Source organism: Methylobacterium persicinum, assembly GCF_022179525.1.
Taxonomy (GTDB): domain Bacteria; phylum Pseudomonadota; class Alphaproteobacteria; order Rhizobiales; family Beijerinckiaceae; genus Methylobacterium; species Methylobacterium persicinum.
Genome location: NZ_BPQX01000053.1, coordinates 54,348 through 72,429, shown reverse-complemented (window position 1 = coordinate 72,429; position 18,082 = coordinate 54,348). Strand labels below are relative to the sequence as shown.

Below are 18,082 nucleotides of genomic sequence, written 5' to 3'. Positions count from 1 at the left end.
GAGGGCTCCAGAAGGCTCCGCGATCCCTGGAGCCCTCCTTCGAGGCGGCTGTCGCCGCACCTCAGGATGAGGTGAAGCATGGAAGACTGCCATGCATCGATCCCGCCATCACGAGGGCAGCGAAGCAATGACGGCGCAGATCAGGGCTGCACCTCGGAAGTATTTTCCCGCCGCGATTCACACCCCCCACCCTGTCGCCCCCGCCGCCTTGCGCTATAGGTCGGGCGCCTGCCGTCGATGGGCAGGGAGAAGCGGGCGGTTCCGAAGAGGCCCGCGCCATTCGGGTGGAGACGGATGATGGCCAAGGTCGCTTTCCTGGGGCTCGGCGTGATGGGCGGGCCGATGGCCGGGCATCTCGCCAAGAAGGGCCACGACGTCACGGTCTACAACCGGACCGGCGCCAAGGCCGAAGCCTGGGTGAGCGCCAACGGCGGCGCCCATGCCGCGACGCCCCGCGAGGCCGTGAAGGGTGCCACGATCGTCTTCGCCTGCGTCGGCAACGACGACGACCTGCGCAGCGTCGTACTGGGGGATGACGGCGCCCTCGCCGGCATGGAGAACGGCGCGGTCTTCGTCGATCACACCACCGCCTCTGCGGAAGTGGCCCGCGAACTCGCCGCGGCCGCCAAGGACAAGGGCCTCGGCTTCATCGACGCCCCGGTCTCGGGCGGTCAGGCTGGCGCCGAGAACGGCGTGCTCACAGTGATGTGCGGGGGCGAGGCCGAGACCTATGCGAAGGTCGAAGACGCCATCAAGTCCTATGCCCGGGCATGCCGGCTCATGGGACCCGTTGGGGCCGGGCAACTCACAAAGATGGTGAACCAGATCTGCATCGCCGGGCTGGTGCAGGGCCTCTCCGAGGGCGTCCACTTCGCCAAGCGGGCCGGGCTCGATGTGGAGGCGGTGCTCGACGTCATCTCGAAGGGAGCCGCCGGCTCCTGGCAGATGGAGAACCGCGGTAAGACCATGAACGAGGGCAAGTTCGATTTCGGCTTCGCCGTCGACTGGATGCGCAAGGATCTCGGGATCCTGCTGGACGAGGCCCGGCGCAACGGCGCGAAGCTCCCGGTCTCAGCCCTGGTCGATCAGTTCTACGCCGAGGTGCAGGCGATGGGCGGCAATCGCTGGGACACGTCGAGCCTCGTCGCCCGCCTGGAACGCTGACGGACAGACCGGCTTGGGGCTCAGCTGTCGCTGCCGAGCCCGAGGCCGCGGATGATGTCGCCGATCGGATCGATCTTGTTCGCCTGAGGCTTCGCGGCCGGAGCCGGCACGGCCGCCGGCTGGGCAGCATGGTCGAGGGCCGCCTGACGCACGGGCGCCGGGTGCTGCGAGAGCTTGCGCCGGTGGGCGCTAGCCTTGCGGTGATGCTCGGGCACCACCTCTGCGGTGCGGACGGGCGCAGGGGACTCCGCCTGCGCCGACGTCCAGGCGACCGGCACCGGCTCGGCCTTCGCCGCGGCGGCCTCGCGGACCTCCGGGGCAACCGCCAGGGTGGCCGGCGGATTGACCCAACTCACTGCCTTCGGTGCCACCGTCGCGACCGGCCGCGACGGGTATGTCGTCCGCTCGTAGTTGCCCGGATGCAGGATATGCGCTGCGGCGAGAAGGCCGAAAGCTGCAATCGCTGCCGTGGCGATGGTGGATTTGAAGTGTTCCATGACGACAGAACGTGCCGCCAAGCTCACGGTTCCGCTTGGGTGACGGGGTAACTTGGCGTGTGCTTGGCCGGGCCGGGCCCTCTCACCCGTGGAGGAAAAGGCTGCGCGGCGCGAGCGGCTTACCCCGCCGCCTTCGCGCGGCCGGCGCCGGCGATGGCGCAGCCGTGGTCCATGACATCCTCGGCGCTCGCCCCGGGAGCGCGGTAGGCCAGCAGGATGTAGCCGGGCTCGGGGTCGTCCGGCCGGGTCGCCACCGCGGCGAAACTCGTGCGGTGGAGGTCGCGGCGGCCGGGTAGGCTCGTCAGGGCCGCGAAGGGATTGAACGTGTCGGCCTCGGCGGCGCGAACTCGCATCGCCTGGAAGCGGTCCCCCGCCAGGGGCACCGGGAACGGCGCCCATTGCCGGCGCACTTGGCGGCCGTGGGCATCGAGGGCGTCGAGCACCTTCGGCCGCAGGCAATCGACATGGATGTGCAGCTGGTCCTGGCTGCGCCCCCGGGCCGAGTTCACCGCCAGGGCGACATCCGCTTCAGGAATGCGGCCTTGGAGTGAATCGGTCACGTATCGGCGGGCCGCGAGCGCCGCCGTCCAGTACGCCGCCCCGCGGGAGCCGCGCAGGGGCGTCGATTCCAAGCCGGTCACCGTGTCCGTGGGCATGACGACGACGTGCGTCGGCTCGCCGGGAGCCCGCATCACCGCCGTGCCGGGGCGCTCGCCGGCCCCGAGATCGACGGCGAGGCAGGGAAAGGTCCGGTTCGCGAGTTTCTTGGCCAGGACGCAGGTCTTTAGCGCCACCCAGAGCACATCGCGGGTCGGATCCGGCCCCGCCGCCGCGGGAAAGGCCATCACGATGCCCAGAAGCCCCGCGGTGAGCGCGATCCGCCGCCTGCGCGGCACCTCAGTGATCATGCCCGTGGTGGCCGTGATCGTGGTGATCGTGGCCGTGCGAATGGCCATGATCGTCACCGTGGTGATCATGGCCGTGGTGATCATGCTTGTGATGATCATGAGCATCATGGGCATGGTGATCATGGGCGTGATGGTCATGACCGTGATCGTGATGATCGTGCCCGTGGTGGTCGTGATCGTGGCTGTGGTCGTGGCCACAGGTGCTGTGGTCGTGGGCGGCTTTCTCGGGGCGGAACGCACGGCTGACGGGGGTCGCGACGCAACCCTGGCCACGCACGAGTTCCGCATTGGCCAGCGAGGCCGGGATGTGGAGCACGTCGGAGCCGATCTCAGCCTCCACGTGGCTGCCGCCAAGCTGCCAGGCGAGGCGCATGAGCCGGGCCGGGTTCTCGGCCCGCACCTCCAGCAGCGGCTCGGGGGCGGCCTTCACCACCACCAGCCGCCCGTCCTCGAGGCGCAGGGCGTCGCCGTCCTCGAGGGTGCCGGCCTTGGGCAGAGCCACGTCGAAGGCGAGGCCGCTTGCCGCCGTGAGGGAGGCAGGCACAACGGACCGCGCCCCGGAATCGAGCTCGACCGTGTCGGCGACCCGGTCGGCACGCACGGCGGGGCGGCGAACGATGGTGGTGGCTTTCAGCATGGACGCCTCGGGATCCGGGGGCGGCAGGGACCATCCCCCCTCATGAGGGTGGCATAGGGCCGGAGGATGACGGGACGCAACTGCCTGCACACGCCTTCGGAACCTTAGCCGTTTAGGCCGCGTTGCTCTCCTGCTAAGCTCGATTCGCAACCAAAACGGCAAAAGCCATTCGGATGCACAAGGGAGTTGTCGGATCATGAAGAAGACCATCGCGGCCGCCCTGGCCGGCCTCGCGGCGCTATCCCTCGGCGCCTGCAACACGCCTGAGGATCGTGCCCTGGGCGGCGCCGGCCTGGGCGCCCTCGCGGGTGCGGCCATCGGTGGTGCGGCCACCGGCCGTGCGGGCGGAGCCCTGGCGGGTGCGGCCATCGGCGGCGCCGGTGGTGCCATCGTCGGCGCCTCGACGGCGCCGCGCTGCCCCTACGGCACCTACCGGGATCCCTACGGCAACGTGTACTGCCGGTGAGGCGGTCGGGCCGGGACGTATCCCGGCCCTTCCACCCCGGCTGCCGCCGGTTTATCCGGTGGCGGCCGGGGCGTCCCGGCGGATGACCACATAGCCGCCCGATGAATCACGACAGCCGGACGCCCTCGCCCCGCGCCTCCGGTATCTGGGGCAAGCTCGGCGGCGCCGGTATCGGGCTCGCGGTTGGCGGCCCCCTCGGCGCGCTGATCGGCGGAGTGGCCGGCCATTTCCTGGTGGACCGCAAGGGTGCCCTGTTCGGCCCCACCCCCCGCGACGTGATCTTCACCACCGGCCTCGTGGCCCTGGCGGCCAAGATGGCGAAGTCCGACGGCGTGGTGCTGCCGTCCGAAGTCGAGGCCTTCGCCCGGGTGGTCCATGTGGAGCCCTCGGCCCAGGCGGGGGTGACCCGCCTGTTCGACCTCGCCAAGCGCACCACCGATGGGTACGAGGCCTATGCCCGGCAACTCGCCGCGACCTTCGGCGACGAGCCCGCCATGCTCGAGGACGTGCTCGACGGCCTGTTCCAGATCGCCGGGGCGGACGGCGCGATCCACGAGGCCGAGGAGCGTTACCTGCGCTCGGTCTCGGCGATCTTCGGCTTCGACGACACGGCGTTCCGGCGCATCGCCGCCCGGCACGTGCGTCTGAAGGACGATCCCTACGAGGTTCTGGGTCTCGACCGGGGCGTGGACGACGCGGCGGTCAAGGCGCGCCACCGCAGCCTCGTCTCCGAGCATCACCCCGACCGGGCGCTCGCCCGCGGCCTGCCGCCGGAGGCGGTCGCCATCGCCAGCAAGCGCCTCGCGGCCATCAACGCCGCCTACGACCTGATCGCGGCGGAGCGCGGATTGCGGTGACGGCACAGCTCACGCCAGACAGCCCCCTCGCCCGCAAGGTGGCGCCCTCGCCGAACCAGGGTGATCGGAAGGGCCTCCGCCCGGACATGCTGATCCTGCACTACACCGGCATGGAGAGCGGGGCGGCGGCCCTGGCCCGGCTGCGCGATCCCCTGAGCGAGGTGTCGGCGCATTACGTCGTGTTCGAGGATGGGGGCACGGTGCAGTTGGTGCCCGAGGCGGCGCGGGCTTGGCATGCGGGGTCCGGCGCCTGGAAGGGCGCGACCGACATCAACTCGCGCTCCATCGGGATCGAGATCGTCCATCCCGGCCATGTCGGCGGGTTGCCCCCCTATCCGGACTTGCAGATCGACGCCGTGATCGCCCTCGGCCGGGACATCGCCGGCCGGTGGGGCATTTCTCCGGAGCGGGTGCTCGCCCATTCCGACGTCGCCCCCGACCGGAAGGAAGACCCCGGCGAGACCTTCCCGTGGCTGTGCCTCGCGGCGGCGGGTCTCGGCCACTGCGTTTCGCCCGCGCCCCTGCGCGACGGCCGTTTCTTCGCCAAGGGCGATTCCGGCCAGCCGGTCGAGGCCCTGCAGGCGATGTTCGCCCTCTATGGCTACGACGTGCCCGTGACGGGCACCTTCGACCCGCGCACGGAAGCGGTGGTCACCGCGTTCCAGCGCCATTTCCGGCAGGCCCGGGTCGATGGCGTCGCCGACAGCTCGACCATCACCACCCTGCGGGATCTCCTTGCCAGCCTCCCCTTGGGTCCCCCGTCCCCGCGGACATAGCGAGGACGAGGCCAGCGTCAGGCCCGGTGGGCCCGGGCTTCGCGCTCGGGAAGGGCCGGCTCCGGCGCTGCCTTGCCCTCCCGGCGGGTGCGCCACAGGCTGTAGAAGACGCCCCCCGCCAGCAGGACCACGGTGACGACCAGGAAGACCCACGGCGGCACGTCGACCAATCCGAACGTGTCGGCCACAACGATCTTCAGGCCGATGAACATCAGGATGAAGGCCAGCGCCGTCTTGAGGTAGGCGAACCGGTCGACCATCGCGGCCAGGGCGAAATACAGGGCGCGCAGGCCCAGGATCGCGAAGATGTTCGACGTGTAGACCACGAACGTGTCCGTGGTGATCGCGAAGATGGCCGGCACGCTGTCGACGGCGAAGATCACGTCGGCCCCGTTCACGAGCACCAGGGCGAGCGCCATCGGCGTGAACCACAGGGCCTTGCGGCCGGTCTTGGGGTCGGCCTTCCGCACGGCGAACTTCTGGCCGTGCAATTCAGGTGTCACCCGGAACCGGCGCCTGAACCAGCGGACGGTGGCGCTGTTGCCGAAATCGCCCTGCTCCTCCTCGCCGGAGAACAGGATCTTCAGGCCCGCATAGATCAGGAAGGCAGCGAAGAACGACAGGATCCAGTGCACCTGATGCACCAGGGCGGCGCCGAGCCCGATCATCAAGCCCCGGAGCACCACCGCGGCCAGGATCCCCCAGAGCAGGACCCGGTGTTGCGCCGCCCGCGGGATGGCGAGGCCGGTCAGGATCATCGCGATGACGAAGACATTGTCCATCGACAGCGATTTCTCGACCACGAGGCCGGTGACGTATTCCTCCCCCGCCTGCCAGCCGAGCTCCCACCAGATGAAACCGCCGAAGGCCAAGCCGAGGGTGAGGTAGAACGCCGTGAGCCCGAGGCTCTCGCGCACGCCGATCTCGTGCTCCTTGTCCCGGTGGAGCAGGCCAAGGTCGAAGGCGAGCAGCGCCGCGATCAGGACGTGGAAGCCGAGCCACATCCAGACGGGCTTGCCGAGCCATTCGACGAATAGAAAATCGACCATCGCGGGACCTGATGTTCCTTCCGGGAGGAAAGCATCGACTCCGACATCACGAACGCTTCAAGGAGCGTCCGCCAGAGGGGCCCGCAGTCGACAGGGCGCGACCTAAGAGGCCGAAGGCGGCGAATCAAGGGCACCGCCGGCAGATGTCCCCGCTTGACACGCTTCCGGGCTGCGGGCCTCTCGGCGGAATGGTGACGGAAAACCCTATCGCGGTGGTGGGCGGCGGACCCGCGGGGCTAGCGGCGGCCGAGGTCCTTGCGGCGTCCGGCCGCGCGGTCACCGTGTACGACCGGATGCCTTCCCTCGGCCGCAAGATGCTGATGGCCGGGCGGGGGGGCCTGAACCTCACGCACAGTGAGCCGTTGACGGCCTTCCTCGCCCGCTACCACCCGGCCGGAAGCCTGACCCGCGCCGTCGAGGCCTTCCCGCCCGCCGCCCTGAGGGCGTGGTGCGAGGCCCTGGGCGAACCGACCTTCGTCGGGTCCAGCGGCCGGGTCTTTCCGGAGAGCTTCAAGGCTTCTCCCCTCCTGCGGGCGTGGCTCGCCCGGTTGGGGGATCTCGGCGTGGCGATCCGCCCCCGGCACCGGCTGACCGGGATCGCGGGACAGGTGCTGACCTTCGACACCCCCGACGGCGACCTGACCGTACACCCCACGGCGACCCTGCTGGCCCTGGGCGGGGCAAGCTGGCCGCGCCTCGGCTCGGACGGCGCCTGGGTGCCGCTCCTCGAAGGGTTCGGCGTCCCGGTCTCACCCCTGCGCCCGGCCAATGCAGGATTTTCCGTCGCGTGGTCGGAGACGTTCCGGGAACGTCATGCGGGGACGCCCCTGAAGCGCGTCGCCCTAGATTTCGCCGGCCGTTCGGTGCGGGGCGAGGCCGTGGTGACCCGGACGGGCCTGGAAGGCGGGGCCGTCTACGCCCTGTCGCGCAACCTGCGGGAGGCCATCGCCGACCGGGGATCGGCCTCTCTGACCCTCGACCTGCGCCCGGATCTCGGCACGGAGGCCCTCGCGGCCCGGCTCGCCGGGGGCAGGCGGGGCGATTCCCTCTCGGCGCGGCTGCGCAAGGCCGCCGGCCTGCCCCCGGTGGCCATCGGCCTGCTCCGCGAGGCGGCGGGGGCGGCGCTGCCCGCCGAGCCGGCGGCCCTCGCCCGCCTCATCAAGGCGACGCCCCTGACTCTGACCGGAACGATGGGTCTCGACCGGGCGATCTCGACGGCGGGAGGCGTGGACCTGTCCGCCCTGGACGACTACGCCATGCTGCGGGGGCAGCCCGGCCTCTTCCTGGCCGGCGAGATGCTGGACTGGGAGGCGCCCACCGGCGGCTACCTCATCCAGGGGGCCATCGCCGGCGGCCGGGCGGCGGCCGACGGGATGCTGCGGTGGCTGGGGAACGCTCAGGGCTTGGTGCAGAAGCCCACGATGCCCGTGGCCTCTGCCGGGCAGGACGCGCCTTCACCCTCGTAAGCCACCGTCCCGCTCCCGAGGCAGCGGGCGGCGACCATCGCTTCTCCGCCATCGCAGGCTACGGTGCAGTGGCCGGAACAGTCAGTCTTGCGCAGGACGCGCAGAGCCGCGGACGACGCCCCCGGCTGGCCGGCCGGCCCCGCCTCGCCGCGGGCACCCGCCGGACCCACCGGCCCGCGGGGGCCGGTCTCGCCCCGGGCACCGGCCGGACCCGCCGGGCCGGCCTCGCCGCGCGGTCCGGGAAGGCCGGGCATGCCCGCCTCGCCCTTCGGACCGGCGGGCCCCTGCTCCCCGCTCGGGCCCTGTTCCCCGCGGGGCCCCGGCGCGCCCTGCGGCCCGGCCTCGCCGCGGGCGCCGGTCTCGCCGGTCGCCCCCTTCTCGCCGGCGGGACCCGGCACACCCTGCGGCCCCGCGGGCCCGGGAGCGCCCTCGGGGGCACAATTGGCGATGGCCGCCTCACGCTCGTCCTCGCCGCTCTTGAGCGTCACGGTGCAGGTGGACGGGCGATAGGGAAGCTTGAACAGGAACCGCCCGCGGCGGTCCGCCTGTACCGAGATGTCACCGTCCATTTCGATGATGGCGCCGGGCTTGCGCACCGAGCCCGACAGGCGGAGGTCGCCCGCTTCGATCCGGGCATCGTACACGCTGATCGGCTGGGCCGGTGCCGACGCCCGTTGGGCCGGCCGGCGGGCTGTGCGGGGCGCCGGCTGGGCCATGCCGGGATCGGGTGGGGCCGTTTGAGCGGCGGCCGGAGCCGCAAGACCAATCAGCAGTGGCAGGACGAGGGCTGCGCGCATGCTCCACCCGGGCAAAGGCCGCCCCTGTCGGACGGCGGCGGAGATTGGCGTCGCCACCGCCGGGAGGTCAATCGCTAAGTCTGTCGCCCCCGCGCCATGGGCGGTCACTCCACCGTGACGGATTTGGCGAGGTTGCGGGGCTGATCGACGTCTTTCCCCATGACGACGGCGGTGTGATAGGCGAGGAGCTGGATCGGTACCGCGTAGACGATCGGGGCGATGGCGGGGTCCACCGCCGGCATGGTGAAAGTCGCCAGCGTGTCGAGCCCGTGCTCGGCCGCACCCTCCGCGTCGCCGATGAGGACGATGCGCCCGCCGCGCGCGGCCACCTCCTGCATGTTCGACACCGTCTTCTCGAACACCGCATCGTGCGGGGCGATGACGATCACCGGCACGCTCTCGTCGATGAGGGCGATCGGCCCGTGCTTCAGCTCGCCCGCCGCGTAGCCCTCGGCGTGGATGTAGCTGATCTCCTTGAGCTTCAGGGCGCCTTCCAGGGCCATCGGGTAGCTCGTGCCCCGGCCGAGGTAGAGAACGTCCCGGGCCTTGGCGACCTCCCGGGCGAGGCCCTCGATCTCCGGCTCCTGCGCCAGCGCCTCGGCCATGAGGCCCGGCGCCTTGATCAGCCCGTCGATGAGCCGCCGCTCGCCCGCCGGGTCGAGGGTGCCACGCGCCCGTCCCGCCGCGATGGCGAGGCACAGCAGCACCGTGAGCTGGCAGGAGAACGCCTTGGTCGAGGCCACACCGATCTCCGGCCCGGCGAGCGTCGGCATCACCACGGAGGATTCCCGGGCGATGGTCGAGGTCGGCACGTTGACGACGCTGAGCGTGTGCTGACCCTGCGATTTCGCGTAGCGCAGGGAGGCCAGGGTGTCGGCGGTCTCGCCCGATTGGGAGATGACCAGGGTCAGTCCGTCGCGCTCCAGGGGCGCCTCCCGGTAGCGCGCCTCGGAGGCGACGTCGATCTCCACCGGCAGGCGGGCGATCTGCTCGAACCAGTAGCGGGCGACGAGGCCCGCATAGAAGGCGGTGCCGCAGGCGGTGATGTAGACCCGGCTGAGCTTGGCGAAGTCGAAGGGCAGCGCCTCGGGCAGCATCACCCGGCCCTCGGCCATGTCGACGTAATGGGCGAGGGTCCGGCCGACCACCTCCGGCTGCTCGTGGATCTCCTTGGCCATGAAGTGGCGGTACTCGCCCTTGTCGACCCGGAACGCCTGGGTGGCGATGGTCTGGCGCGGACGCTCGACCACGGCGTCCGACGCATCGCGGAACTCGACGCCGTCGCGGGTGAGGATCGCCCAATCGCCCTCGTCGAGGTAGGCGATCGCGTCGGTGAACGGGGCGAGCGCCAGGGCGTCGGAGCCGAGATAGGTGGCCCCCTGGCCGTAGCCGACCGCGAGCGGCGCCCCGTGCCGGGCACCGATCAGCAGGTTCTCCTCGCCTGCGAAGAGGAAGCCCAGGGCGAAGGCGCCCCGCAGGCGCGGGAGGGCGGCGGCCACCGCCTCGACCGGTCCGTTCCCCTTGTCCATCAGGCTGCTGACGAGTTGGACGACCACCTCGGTATCGGTCTCACTCTCGAAGCAAACCCCCTCGGCCTGCAGCTCCTGCTTCAGCTCGCGAAAATTCTCGATGATGCCGTTATGGACGACGGCGACCCGCTTCGTGGCATGGGGGTGGGCATTGGCCTCGGTGGGGCGGCCGTGGGTGGCCCACCGGGTATGGCCGATGCCGATCGTGCCGGTGATGGGCTGTTCCATGAGCTTCGCCTCGAGGTTGATGAGTTTGCCCGAGGCCCGCCGCCGCTGCAGCTGACCATGTTCCAGGGTGGCGATGCCGGCGGAATCGTAGCCGCGGTATTCCAGCCGCCGCAGGGCCTCGACCACCTGCCCCGCTACTGCGTCGCGCCCGACGATGCCGACGATGCCGCACATGATCCGTCTTCCATTCGCAGGCCCGCCCGGCCGGGGCCGAACGCTCATAGGGTGTTGAAGTTACCGCATCGCAGCGGCGAGGCACAGCCGGACCGCCTGGGACCGTTGCCGCCGCACGTCCTCAGGGTTCGGTGTGAGGCACGTCCCACTCTCCTCCTCATCCTGAGGTGCCCGCGGGAGCGGGCCTCGAAGGAGGGCTCCAGGGATCGCGGAGCCTTCTGGAGCCCTCCTTCGAGGCGGCTTCGCCGCACCTCAGGATGAGGGAGGGGGCCGGGAGCGACGGAGTGCGACTTGGCTCCACATTCGTGCCCGCAGCGGGAGAAGTGAAAACGGCCCCCTAGACCGCGTACTGCTCCCCGTCGCGGGTGAGCACCCGCTTGATGCTTTCCAGATGCAGCCGGGCGCTTTCGGGGTCGCCCTCGCGCATCTGCGCCGCGGCGGCCCGGGCGATGGCCGGATCGACGGGCAGGAGGCGCCGGCCGGTGGACAGGGCCTTCACCTGCACCTCCGCAGCGCGCTCCAGATAGTAGAGGTCGTCCCACGCCTCGGCGATGGTCGGGCCGGTGACCATCACACCGTGGTTGCGCAGGAAGACGATGTCGGCGTCGCCGAGCGTCGCGGCGATGCGGTCGCCCTCGGCCTCGTCCAGGGCGAGGCCGTTATAGGCGTCGTCCACTGCGGTGCGGCCGTAGAACTTCAGCGATGTCTGGCCGGCGAAGGCCAGGGGCTCGCCCTCGGTCATGCTGAGCGCCGTGGCGTAGGGCATGTGCGTGTGGAAGGCCGCCCGCGCCCGGGGCAGGTTCCTGTGCAGGCGGGCGTGGATGAAGAAGGCCGTCGCCTCCGGCTGCCCCTCGCCCTCGACCACCCGGCCGTGGAAATCGCAGACGAGCAGGCTCGACGCGGTGACCTCGCAGAAGGCGAGCCCGTAGGGATTCACGAGGAACAGGTCGTCCCGCCCCGGCACCACCGCCGAGAAGTGGTTGCAGATGCCTTCCTCCAGCCCGAGCCGCGCCGCCATCCGGAAGCAGGCGGCGAGGTCGATCCGTGCCTGCCACAGGGCGTCCCGGTCGATCGCGCCGGGATCGGCCTTTCCGCCTTCGACCACCCGGAATTCATGGGCCATGACGATGCTCCCTTCCCGTGTCCGATCCCGCCCGGAGGCTCAGCGGCCCTTGCGCCTTTCCTTGAGGGCGAGGAGCTGCTCGCGCATCCGCACCGCCCAGCCCGCCTTCACCACCTGCCGGCCGCGGGCGACGGCCAGCGCCCCGTCCGGCACGTCCGCCGTGATCACCGAGCCGGCGCCGACCGTCGCCGCGGCGCCGATCGTCACCGGGGCGACGAGGGCCGAGTTCGAGCCGATGAAGGCCCCCGCGCCGATCGTCGTGCGGTGCTTGAACACGCCGTCGTAGTTGCAGGTAATGGTGCCCGCGCCGACATTGGCTCTCGCGCCCACCTCGGCATCGCCGAGATAGGTGAGATGCGCCGCCTTGGCGCCGGGCCCCATCCGGGTGTTCTTGAGTTCCACGAAGTTGCCGATCTCGGCGCCGGGTTCCAGCACCGCCCCGCCGCGCATCCGCACGAACGGGCCCACCTTCACCCCCGTGTCCAGGCGAACCTCCGTGAGATGGGCGTAGGCGCGCACCGTGCAGCCATCCGCCACGGTCACGCCGGGGCCGAACACCACGTGCGGCTCCACCGTCACGTCGCGCCCGAGCACCGTATCGTGGCTGAAGAACACCGTCTCCGGCGCCACCAGGGTCGCTCCCCCCAGGAGAGCGGCCCGGCGCAGGCGAGCTTGGATCACCGCCTCGGCGGCGGCGAGCTGCACCCGGTCGTTGACCCCTTGCGCCTCGGCCTCGTCCACCGGGACCACGGCTACGGAATGCCCGTCGGCCACGGCCAGCGCCACCGCATCGGGGAGGTAGTACTCGCCCGCGGCGTTGTCGTTGCCGATCCGCTCCAGCAGCCCGAGGGCGTGCTTACCGGAAATGGCCATCAGCCCCGCATTGCACAGGCGCACGCCCCGCTCAGCCGGCGTGGCGTCCTTCTCCTCGCGGATCGCCAGGACGCGGCTCCCCTCGGTAAGCACCCGCCCGTAGCCCGTGGGGTTCGCGGTATCGAAGGCGAGGACGGCCACCGTCGCGCCCGCGGCCAGGGGCGCCCGGAGCCGGGTGAAGGTCTCGGTGGTGACGAGGGGCGTGTCTCCGAAGGCGACGATGACGTCGTCCGCCCGCTCCGTCAGGAGCGCCCGGGCCGCGAGCACCGCGTGGGCGGTGCCGAGGCGCTCGGCCTGAGCGAACACCCCGGCGCCAGGCGCCTGCCGCTCGATCTCGGCCGCGACGTCCGCCCGGCCGGGCTCGGCGACCACCCCGACCCGCGTCGCCCCCGCCGCCTGCACCGCGGCGAGGACGTGACCGAGCATGGTCCTGCCGGCCACCTTGTGGAGCACCTTCGGCAGATCGGAGCGCATCCGGGTGCCCTTGCCGGCGGCGAGGACGATGGCAGTCAGGCTACGTGGCGTGGCGGTGCTGATCATCGCGGTGTCCGAATCGGGATCGCGGGCGTGATGAGGCCGAACATGGCTCTCGGCAAGCATCGGGGGCCGGGATCAGCAATACAATCCCATTCCGCCCACCGGCCCGGCCCGTCCCCTCTCCGTCACCGCGGTGCCCCACCGGGCTTCAGCGGACGGCCATGGCGGCGTGCTGAACGGCCTGGGCGGACCGCTCCCGACGGCGCTCGATCGAACTCGGAATGCGCAGGGATTCCCGGTACTTGGCGACCGTCCGGCGGGCGATGTCGACCCCCTCGTCCCGGAGCTTCTGGACCAGGGCGTCGTCCGACAGGACGTTGTCGGCGGTCTCGCCGTCCACCAGCTGCTTGATCCGGTGGCGCACCGCCTCGGAGGAGTGGGCCGCCGCACCGGCCGCGCCGGGAATGGCGGCCGTGAAGAAGTACTTCATCTCCAGCGTGCCGCGGCTCGTGCCGATGGCTTTGTTCGACGTCACCCGGGAGACGGTCGATTCGTGCATCCCGATGGCTTCCGCCACCGTCTTCAGGTTGAGGGGCCGGAGATGGGCGACGCCGTGCGCGAAGAAACCGTCCTGCTGACGGACGATCTCCGTAGCGACCTTCAGGATGGTCCGCGCCCGCTGTTCCAGGCTGCGGGTCAGCCAGTTCGCGTTCTGCAGGGCTTCGGAGAGGAAGGCCTTGTCCCCCTCCGCCCGGGCCGTGCGCGACACGCGGGCATAGTAGCTCTGGTTCACGAGGACCCGCGGCAGGGCCTCGCTGTTCAACTCCACCAGCCACGACCCATCCGGCGCGGCCCGGACGAACACATCGGGCACCAGCACTTCCACGGCGCTGGATCCGAAGGCCCGGCCGGGCTTGGGATCGAGCCGCCGGATCTCGGCGATCATGTCGACGAGATCCTCGTCGTTCACGCCGCAGAGCCGGCGCAGGGCCACGAAATCGCGCTTGGCCACAAGGTCCAGGCGCGAGACCAGGGCCTCCATTGCCGGGTCGAACCGGTTGTTCTCCCGCAGCTGGATGCTCAGGCATTCGGCGAGGTCCCGGGCGGCCACGCCGGCCGGGTCGAAGCTCTGCACCAGGGCGAGCACCTTACGGACGAGGGCGGGATCCGCCGCGAGGCGCTCGGCCACCGCCTCCACCGTCTCTCGGAGGTAGCCGGCCTCGTCCACCGCATCGATGAGGAAGCCGCCGATCAGGCGCTCCACAGGGTTTCGGGTGGCGAGGTCGAGCTGCGCCGCGAGGTGCTCGCGCAGGCTGACCTCGGAGGTCAGGGTCGCCTCGAAATCGGGAGCCTCGGCATCGAAGCTGCCGCCCGTGCTGCCGTAGGGCGCCGGCGTCAGGCTCAGCATGTCCCCGGCATCCGAATCGCGGACCCGGGTGGGTGTCTCGTCCTGGAAGACGTTGTCGAGGCGGGTGTCGATATCGGTCTCGATCTCGCCCCGGCTCGGATTCATCTCGGACGAGAGCCATGATTCCGATTCGGCGCCATCGAACGACTCGTCGCCGGCGCGGTCGTCCGAGGCGGCGGGAGCCTCCGGTCCCTCCTGGGCGCCCGGAGCCTCGCCTTCGGCCCTCTCCAGCAGCGGGTTACGCTCCAGCTCCGCCTCCACGTAGGCGGCAAGGTCGAGATGCGACAGCTGCAGGAGCTTGATCGCTTGCAGGAGCTGAGGCGTCATGACCAGGGCTTGGCCCTGTCGCACCTCCAGCCTTTGCAGCAGACTCATACCGCGCCCCGATCCGTGACCACGCCTGCGCCTGTGGGTCCGGCGCCCCGGCACGCTTCTTGCTTGTTGGTCTGATCCATCCTTTAGCCCGAATGCCGCGGCGCGTCAAAGCCGGGCATCCGCTTTGCCTGTGCGCGGCCCCGATGCCCATTTGCGGGGGAAGTGTCGGCGCCGGGGCTTAAGGAAGCTTTGTGCCGCCGGAGCGTGGCAGCCCGGCGCCTGCCGTCAAGTCTCTCAGCTTGTTGCCAAACCGCATCCGGTGTAAGACGCCGGCTATCCCGAGAGATTTCGTCCCGCGAAGGAGCCGTCAGGTATGGCGCGCGTCACCGTCGAAGATTGCATCGAAAAGGTCGAGAACCGCTTCGAGCTGGTCCTCCTGGCGAGCCACCGGGCGCGCCTCCTGGCCGCCGGCGCCCCGCTGACTGTGGACCGGGACCGGGACAAGAACCCGGTCGTGGCGCTGCGCGAGATCGGCGACGGCACCATCACATCCGAGGACCTGAAGGAGCAGCTGATCCACTCGCTGCAGAAGTACGTCGAGGTGGACGAGCCAGAGGCGGAGACCGTGCCGCTGCTGTCGAGCTCTCCCGCCGCCGCGGCGCATGCGCCCCAGTCGTCCAGCGACGATGCCGGCGTGCAGTTCGACCGCATGAGCGAGGAAGACCTCCTCCGCGGCCTCGAGAACCTCGCCCCGCCGGTCGAGACCGACGACGAAGGCGAGTGAGCGGCGGCCGGGCGAATCGCCCGGCACCCCCATCTCCCCATCGTTGCGGGAAAAGCGCGGCAGCCCTGCAAGAAAAAAGCCGCTGAGGCGCCGATTGCGGCGCCATGCCTCTGGTGTTGTGCGCCGCGTTGCGGGAGACTTTCCGGGCGGTCGGCGGCGTGTAGGGCGTTCAGGAGGCCACGATTTCCCGGCGGATCATGCGCCAGTACGAACTCGTCGAGCGGGTCAAGCGCTATAACCCCGCGGCAAACGAGGATTTGCTCAACCGCGCCTACGTCTATGCGATGCAGGCCCACGGGACGCAGAAGCGAGCCTCGGGCGACCCTTTCTTCGCCCATCCCTTGGAAGTCGCGGCGATCCTGACGGATCTGCACCTCGACGACGCGACGATCATCGCCGCGGTCCTCCACGATACCGTCGAGGACACGGAGGCGACCCTGGAGGAGATCCGGCGCCTGTTCGGCGACGAGATCGGCGCCCTGGTGGATGGGCTGACCAAGCTCAAGCGGCTGGACCTCGTCTCGAAACAGGCGGCCCAGGGCGAGAATTTCCGCAAGCTGCTGCTCGCCGTCGCGGCGGATGTCCGCGTGCTTCTCGTGAAGCTCGCGGACCGGCTGCACAACATGCGCACCCTGGAGCATATGCGCGACGACAAGCGTCGCCGCATCGCCCAGGAAACCCTGGACATCTACGCCCCGCTGGCGGCCCGGATGGGCATGCAGGAACTGCGTGAGGAACTGGAGGATCTGGGCTTCCGCTTCCTCGAGCCGGAGATCTACGGGACCATCACCGAGCGCCTGTTGCGGCTCACCGCCAAGTCCGGCCGGATGGTGGAGGACATCGAGCATGTCCTGTCCGACAAGCTCTCGGCCCGTGGCATCGAGGCCGAGGTGACCGGGCGCCAGAAGCGGCCGTATTCGATCTGGGCGAAGATGGAGCGCAAGTCGCTGGCCTTCGAGCAGCTCTCCGACATCTTCGGCTTCCGGGTGATCGTGAACACCCTCGACGAATGCTACGCGGCGTTGGGCGTCGTCCATACCAGCTGGCCGATGGTGCCGGGGCGCTACAAGGACTACATCTCGACACCGAAGCAGAACGATTACCGGTCCATCCACACCACGGTGATCGGACCGAAGAGCCAGCGGGTCGAACTGCAGATCCGCACGCGGGCGATGGACGAGATCGCCGAATACGGCATTGCCGCCCATGCCCACTACAAGGACGTCAGCGGCCGGGAGAGCGAAGGCAGCATCCACCCGAAGCTCGCCACGGAGAGCGGCGCCTACCAATGGCTGCGGCGCACCATCGAATTGCTGGCCGAAGGCGACAGCCCGGAAGAATTTCTCGAACATACAAAGCTCGAACTCTTCCAGGACCAAGTGTTCTGCTTCACCCCCAAGGGCCGGCTGATCGCCCTGCCACGGGGGGCGACGCCCATCGACTTCGCCTATGCCGTCCATACCGATGTCGGCAATACGGCCGTGGGCGCCAAGATCAACGGGCGCATGGTCCCGCTGCTGCATGAACTGTCGAACGGCGACGAGGTGGAGATCAGCCGCTCGGACGGCGCCTCGCCCCCCGCCGCCTGGGAATCCCTGGTGGTGACGGGCAAGGCGCGGTCGGCGATCCGGCGGGCGACCCGCGCCGCCGTGCGCCGGCAATATGCCGGCCTCGGCCGCCAGATCCTGGAACGGGCCTTCGAGCGGGCGGCCAAGAGCTTCTCCGAGGACAAGCTCCGGGGCGCCCTCCCGCGCCTCGCCCGGGCGACGACGGAGGATGTGTTCGCCGCCGTGGGCCGCGGCGAGATGTTTTCCGGCGACGTGGTCCGGGCGGTCTATCCCGATCACCGGGACGAGCGCCGTCCGGCCGGGCAGGCGCCGGTCAACGGGGCCGGACGCCTCGTCCGCTCGCCGGACCAGACCATGCGCCTGACCTTCAACGGGTCGGGGGAGGTCTCGCCGGATGCGATCCCGATCCGGGGCCTGGCGGGCGACCTGCCCGTCACCTTTGCCCCGAACGGCGGCGCCGTGCCGGGCGACCGGATCGTGGGGATCCTCACGCCGGGCGTCGGCGTGACGGTCTACCCGATCCAGTCCGCGGCGCTGGCCGCCTTCGACAACGAGCCCGAGCGATGGCTCGACGTGCGCTGGGATACCGAAGCCTCGGGCAGCGAGCGTTTCCCCGCCCGGCTCTCCCTGCAATCCATCAACGAACCCGGCGTGTTCGCGCAGATCGCCCAGGTGATCGCCGACCATGACGGCAATATCGACAACATCTCCATGAAGCGCCGCACACAGGACTTCACCGACATCACCCTCGACTTGTCGGTGTGGGATCTCCAGCACCTCAACGCCATCATTGCTGAGCTGCGCAGCAAGCGCCCTGTCAGCAGCGTCCAGCGGGTGAATGGATGACGTCCAGTTGGGCTTGGGGGGCGTGACGCGCGTCCTACGCCTTCACCGTCATGGCGAGATGGGCCGACGGAATGTCCGAGGCCGACGCCAAACGCCTTCGCCTTGACTTCGCTGCGTCCCTCCGCGATCCTGCGAAGGCT

General features: G+C 70.3%; 16 protein-coding genes. 7 read left to right on the top strand and 9 right to left on the bottom strand.

Annotated elements, in window-relative coordinates:
• The first annotated feature begins 297 nt into the window (after window positions 1-297).
• Window positions 298-1,164 carry an NAD(P)-dependent oxidoreductase gene (locus MFF22_RS20145; RefSeq protein WP_238251721.1) on the top strand — a complete coding sequence of 289 codons (867 nt, stop codon included), beginning with the start codon at window positions 298-300 and terminating at the stop codon, window positions 1,162-1,164.
• Window positions 1,165-1,184: 20 nt separating this feature from the next.
• On the opposite strand, the gene MFF22_RS20140 is transcribed toward MFF22_RS20145, so the two are convergent.
• From MFF22_RS20140 to MFF22_RS20130, 3 genes are all read right to left on the bottom strand, one after another.
• Entirely contained in the window at window positions 1,185-1,688 is a 504-nt protein-coding gene (locus tag MFF22_RS20140) for a hypothetical protein (RefSeq protein ID WP_238251719.1), read from the bottom strand.
• Window positions 1,689-1,780: 92 nt separating this feature from the next.
• Window positions 1,781-2,506: a CDP-diacylglycerol diphosphatase gene (locus MFF22_RS20135; protein WP_238251744.1), complete on the bottom strand. Its 726-nt coding sequence runs from the start codon at window positions 2,504-2,506 to the stop codon at window positions 1,781-1,783.
• A 52-nt stretch (window positions 2,507-2,558) separates the two neighbouring features.
• Window positions 2,559-3,206, bottom strand: a complete 648-nt coding sequence (locus MFF22_RS20130; RefSeq protein ID WP_238251716.1) for an urease accessory protein UreE — start codon at window positions 3,204-3,206, stop codon at window positions 2,559-2,561.
• A gap of 196 nt (window positions 3,207-3,402) precedes the next feature.
• Between MFF22_RS20130 and MFF22_RS20125 the strand changes: the two genes are divergently transcribed.
• The 3 genes from MFF22_RS20125 to MFF22_RS20115 all read left to right on the top strand — a co-directional run bounded on the left by MFF22_RS20125 (window position 3,403) and on the right by MFF22_RS20115 (window position 5,305).
• Complete coding sequence (locus MFF22_RS20125; RefSeq protein ID WP_238251715.1) at window positions 3,403-3,672, top strand: YMGG-like glycine zipper-containing protein; 270 nt, start codon at window positions 3,403-3,405, stop codon at window positions 3,670-3,672.
• 101 nt (window positions 3,673-3,773) lie between these two features.
• Window positions 3,774-4,529: a TerB family tellurite resistance protein gene (locus MFF22_RS20120; RefSeq protein ID WP_238251713.1), complete on the top strand. Its 756-nt coding sequence runs from the start codon at window positions 3,774-3,776 to the stop codon at window positions 4,527-4,529.
• The gene (locus MFF22_RS20115) at window positions 4,526-5,305 is read left to right on the top strand and encodes an N-acetylmuramoyl-L-alanine amidase (protein ID WP_238251696.1); all 780 of its coding nucleotides are present in this window, start codon (window positions 4,526-4,528) and stop codon (window positions 5,303-5,305) included. Before MFF22_RS20120 ends, MFF22_RS20115 begins: the two co-directional genes overlap by 4 nt.
• Window positions 5,306-5,322: 17 nt before the next feature.
• Here the strand turns inward: MFF22_RS20115 and MFF22_RS20110 are convergent, their stop codons facing one another.
• Window positions 5,323-6,354: a TerC family protein gene (locus MFF22_RS20110; RefSeq protein WP_238251694.1), complete on the bottom strand. Its 1,032-nt coding sequence runs from the start codon at window positions 6,352-6,354 to the stop codon at window positions 5,323-5,325.
• 188 nt (window positions 6,355-6,542) lie between these two features.
• On the opposite strand from MFF22_RS20110, the gene MFF22_RS20105 reads away from it, so the two are divergent.
• Entirely contained in the window at window positions 6,543-7,820 is a 1,278-nt protein-coding gene (locus MFF22_RS20105) for a TIGR03862 family flavoprotein (protein ID WP_238251692.1), read from the top strand.
• Here the strand turns inward: MFF22_RS20105 and MFF22_RS20100 are convergent.
• The 5 genes from MFF22_RS20100 to rpoN all read right to left on the bottom strand — a co-directional run bounded on the left by MFF22_RS20100 (window position 7,751) and on the right by rpoN (window position 14,804).
• Window positions 7,751-8,617 (bottom strand): collagen-like protein, encoded by an 867-nt coding sequence (locus MFF22_RS20100; protein ID WP_238251690.1) that lies wholly within the window; start codon window positions 8,615-8,617, stop codon window positions 7,751-7,753. The genes MFF22_RS20105 and MFF22_RS20100 overlap by 70 nt on opposite strands.
• A gap of 104 nt (window positions 8,618-8,721) precedes the next feature.
• Entirely contained in the window at window positions 8,722-10,548 is a 1,827-nt protein-coding gene (gene glmS, locus MFF22_RS20095; RefSeq protein WP_238251682.1) for a glutamine--fructose-6-phosphate transaminase (isomerizing), read from the bottom strand.
• A 337-nt stretch (window positions 10,549-10,885) separates the two neighbouring features.
• Window positions 10,886-11,671 carry an aldolase gene (locus MFF22_RS20090; RefSeq protein ID WP_238251672.1) on the bottom strand — a complete coding sequence of 262 codons (786 nt, stop codon included), beginning with the start codon at window positions 11,669-11,671 and terminating at the stop codon, window positions 10,886-10,888.
• A gap of 39 nt (window positions 11,672-11,710) precedes the next feature.
• Entirely contained in the window at window positions 11,711-13,084 is a 1,374-nt protein-coding gene (gene glmU / locus MFF22_RS20085) for a bifunctional UDP-N-acetylglucosamine diphosphorylase/glucosamine-1-phosphate N-acetyltransferase GlmU (protein WP_238251670.1), read from the bottom strand.
• 145 nt (window positions 13,085-13,229) lie between these two features.
• Complete coding sequence (rpoN, locus tag MFF22_RS20080) at window positions 13,230-14,804, bottom strand: RNA polymerase factor sigma-54 (protein WP_238251668.1); 1,575 nt, start codon at window positions 14,802-14,804, stop codon at window positions 13,230-13,232.
• A gap of 313 nt (window positions 14,805-15,117) precedes the next feature.
• On the opposite strand from rpoN, the gene rpoZ reads away from it, so the two are divergent.
• Together rpoZ and MFF22_RS20070 are read left to right on the top strand one after the other, a co-directional pair.
• Window positions 15,118-15,528 (top strand): DNA-directed RNA polymerase subunit omega, encoded by a 411-nt coding sequence (rpoZ, locus tag MFF22_RS20075; protein WP_238251666.1) that lies wholly within the window; start codon window positions 15,118-15,120, stop codon window positions 15,526-15,528.
• 194 nt (window positions 15,529-15,722) lie between these two features.
• Window positions 15,723-17,942 (top strand): RelA/SpoT family protein, encoded by a 2,220-nt coding sequence (locus MFF22_RS20070; RefSeq protein ID WP_238251734.1) that lies wholly within the window; start codon window positions 15,723-15,725, stop codon window positions 17,940-17,942.
• Window positions 17,943-18,082 lie beyond the last annotated feature (140 nt).